The organism is Allobosea sp. CER48 (genome assembly GCF_044752385.1).
In the GTDB taxonomy this organism is placed as follows: domain Bacteria; phylum Pseudomonadota; class Alphaproteobacteria; order Rhizobiales; family Beijerinckiaceae; genus Allobosea.
In genome coordinates, this window is record NZ_JBIWYK010000576.1 from 1 (window position 1) to 1706 (window position 1706).

The 1706-nt window shown below is 67.4% G+C and carries 2 protein-coding genes and 1 pseudogene; all 3 read left to right on the forward strand.

Annotated features, from left to right (window positions below; all coding sequences use genetic code 11):
- A partial coding sequence (locus ACIPIA_RS15650) for a TRAP transporter large permease subunit (protein ID WP_400510888.1) occupies positions 1–907 on the forward strand: 907 nt, incomplete at its 5' end.
- A 24-nt stretch (positions 908–931) separates the two neighbouring features.
- Entirely contained in the window at positions 932–1486 is a 555-nt protein-coding gene (locus tag ACIPIA_RS15655) for a VOC family protein (protein WP_400510890.1), read from the forward strand.
- 13 nt (positions 1487–1499) lie between these two features.
- A pseudogene (locus ACIPIA_RS15660) lies at positions 1500–1706 on the forward strand (ribulose 1,5-bisphosphate carboxylase); the annotation flags it as partial.

A 1706-nucleotide genomic window follows, 5' to 3' on the forward strand; every position in this document is an offset into this window, starting at 1 on the left:
CTTCCCGGAGATGCAGAAGCGCGGCGCCAAGCCCGGCGATCTCGTCGCCCTGCTCTCCGCCACCGGCGCGCAGACCGAGACGATCCCGCCCTCGATCGTGCTGATCACCATCGGCTCGGTCACCGGCGTCTCGATCGCGGCGCTGTTCACCGGCGGCATGCTGCCGGCGCTGGTGCTGGGCATCGCGCTCTGCTTCGTCGTCTGGTGGCGCTATCGCGGCGAGGACCTGAGCCATGTCGCGAAGCAGTCGCGCCGGGAGATCGGCAGGCTCTGCCTCGTCGCCGCGCCGGCCATCGCCCTGCCCTTCGTCATCCGGGCGGCGGTGGTCGAGGGTGTCGCCACCGCGACCGAGGTCTCGACCATCGGCATCGCCTATGCCGTGCTGGCGGGCGTGATCATCTACCGCCAGTTCGACTGGCGCCGCCTGCCGCGCATGCTCGTCGACACGGCCTCGCTGACCGGCGCGATCATCTTCATCGTCGGCTGTGCCACCGCCATGGCCTGGGGCCTGACCCAGTCCGGCTTCTCGCAGGATCTGGCGCGCGCCATGTCCGCCGTGCCGGGCGGGGCCTGGGGCTTCCTCGCGATCTCGATGCTGGCCTTCATCATCCTCGGCAGCGTGCTGGAGGGCATCCCGGCCATCGTTCTGTTCGGCCCGCTGCTCTTCCCCATCGCCAAGCAGGTCGGCGTGCACGAGGTCCACTATGCGATGGTCGTGATCTTCGCGATGGGCATCGGCCTTTTCGCCCCGCCCTTCGGCGTCGGCTATTACGGCGCCTGCGCCATCTCCAAGATCAATCCCGACGAGGGCCTCAAATACATCTGGGCCTACATGCTGGCCTTGCTGATCGGCCTCGTCGTGGTGGCGGCCTTTCCCTGGCTCTCCACCGGCTTCCTGAAATTCTGATCTCCTTTCGTCGAGGTATTCGCCATGAGCCGCTTTTTCGGCCAGATTCGCCAGGCCGGCTACGTCGTGCCCGATATCGAGGCGGCGATGGACTACTGGAGCCGCGTGCTCGGCGTCGGTCCGTTCTTCTACAACCCCAAGGTCCCGATCCGGAACTATCGCTACAAGGGGGAGGCCTACGAGCCGCACAACTCGGTGGCGCTCGCGAATTCGGGCCCGCTGCAGGTCGAGCTCATCCAGTGCCGCAACGACGTGCCCTCGATGTACAAGGATTTCACCGATGCCGGCCATAGCGGCCTGCAGCATGTCGCCTACTGGACCTCGGACTACGACGCCGATCTCGAGCGGCTGATCGCCGAGGGCTTCAGGCCGGTGATGAGCGGCGAGGTCGGCGAACGCGGGCGCTTTGTCTATTTCGACACCCATTATCATCCCGGCACCGTGATCGAGCTTTCGGAGGTCGCGGGCCCGAAGGGCGAGATGTTCCGGCTGATCCGCGAGGCCTCGGAAGGCTGGGACGGCAAGGATCCGGTCCGCCCCTTCCCGGATCTCGCCGCGCTGGCCCCGGCAGCACGCTGACGAGGCCGAGGTCATGAACCAGGACCGCTTCGAGGCGACCTATCTGATCGAGACGCCGCTCGATCCCGCAAGGGTCGCCGAGGTGATGGCAGGCGAGCAATCGAGCGGCACGTTCACGCGGGTCGCGGGCGAGACCGACGAATTGCGCAGCCGGACGCGGGCCGTGGTCACGCGGGTGGTCGAACACGAGGCGGTGGCGGCGCCGAGCCTCCCCAATGCC

Coding starts and splice junctions, on each gene's coding strand:
- ACIPIA_RS15655 (WP_400510890.1), top strand. CDS start 932: ATGAGCCGCTTTTTCGGCCAGATTCGCCAGGCCGGCTACGTCGTGCCC.